This is a genomic window from Streptomyces sp. XM83C, from assembly GCF_023072675.1.
GTDB classification, from domain to species: domain Bacteria; phylum Actinomycetota; class Actinomycetes; order Streptomycetales; family Streptomycetaceae; genus Streptomyces; species Streptomyces thermocoprophilus.
In genome coordinates this window covers 1-1,478 of record NZ_JALLGL010000561.1, presented here as the reverse complement: position 1 = coordinate 1,478, position 1,478 = coordinate 1, and the positions used below count along the sequence as shown (strand labels likewise).

The 1,478-nt window shown below is 72.8% G+C and carries 1 protein-coding gene; it reads right to left on the bottom strand.

The window, feature by feature from the left end:
• The coding region (locus MTQ10_RS30345) for a globin domain-containing protein (RefSeq protein ID WP_247473872.1) at positions 1–1,177 on the bottom strand (1,177 nt) is incomplete at its 3' end.
• Between the last annotated feature and the right edge of the window lie 301 nt (positions 1,178–1,478).

The following is a 1,478-nucleotide window of genomic DNA, read 5'->3' as shown; positions in this document are numbered from 1 at the left end:
GACCCCCCCGCACCGCCCCCGCCGGCCCGGCGACCAACGCCCGGTCGGCGACCTCGGTCACCGCCCTGACGAGGTGACCGTACGGCTCCTCCCCGGCCCCGCCCCCCGTCACCGGCACGACGGTCAGCCAGGAGCGGTGCCGTTCGAGTTCGGCCACGCCGTCGGCGTCGTAGAGCCCGGTCCGCGGGTCGGCGCCGACGAAGAGCCGCACCCGGCGCCCGCCGACGGACAGCGCACGGCTGTGCTCCACGTCCCGCAGAAGCGCCTTCATCGCGGCCCACCCGGTGTCCCAGGCCACCAGCAGCATCCCCCCGACCGCTGCCGGGTCCGCGGGTGCGAGGTTGCCCTCGGGCGGCCCGATCCGCAGGACGTCCCCGGGCCCGGTACCCCGTACCAGCGCATCGCTGACGCCTCCGGTGCCGGTACGGCGGACATGGAACTCCAGCTCCCCTTCGCCGCCGGGCACACGGACCGGGTAGAAGCGCCGCCAGGTGTGGGGAAGGTGCGGGGACTCCAGCGCGACGTGCTGGCCGCCCCGGTGCCGGTACTCCTCGTGCGGGCGGACGCGGAACACGGCCAGGTCGGGCCCACGCAGCTGATGGTCGGTCACTGTGGCGTTCCAGCAGGGCGGTTCGTGCAGCGCGTCGTCGGCGGCGCGCACCATGGCGTCGACTCCGGTACGGAGCATCCGTACCCAGGCCTGCTCCAGTTCGGCCGTCCAGTGCATGCCGGCCTGGATGCGCAGGGCGTCGCACAGTGCCGCCTCGAACGCCGTGTACTGGGCGGGCAGCAGCCCGAGTTTGCGGTGGTCGCGGCCGAGCCGGGCGAAGGTCGCGGTGATCTCGTCGGGCCGGTCGAGATGTTCGATGAGGTAGCGGAACGCGGCGGCGAGGTGCGCCCGCTGGTACGCCATGGACGCGGGGAACAACGACCGCATCGACGGGTGCCGGTCGAACAGCGACCGGTAGAGGTGGGTGATCAGCTCCTCGAACGGCTCGACGAGATCGAGGTGGTCGAGGATGAACCGCTGGTCGGCCGGCCCGGTGTACGGCTCCTGCGACGGAACCTGCGTGTCGGTGAGGCGCTCGGGACCGCCGGGCGAGAGCATCCGGCGACGCAACCGCATGGCTTCGTGGCGGGCCCGCAGGGCGAGATAGCTGTCGGTGGTGGTGCTCACGCTCGGCCACCCTCCGGCAGTGCGCGCTCTGTCGGGGCCGGTGTGCCGCCGGGGCGCCGGCGCAACGGTCGAGGCATGGATGGTGCTCCCAGTAGGCGTACGGGGCCGACAGACGGATCGTCAAAAGCACGGATCCGCCTGCTCAGCCGAAGATCGCCCGCAGTATGGCAGTGCACCTCGATGCCCGAACGGCCCTGGGTGGAAAGGGACTTAAGCCCCTGGCGCCCACGACCCCGCGCACACCCACCTACAGCACACCGACACCGGGCACCCCAGCGCAGCACGCCCCCCGACGACACCC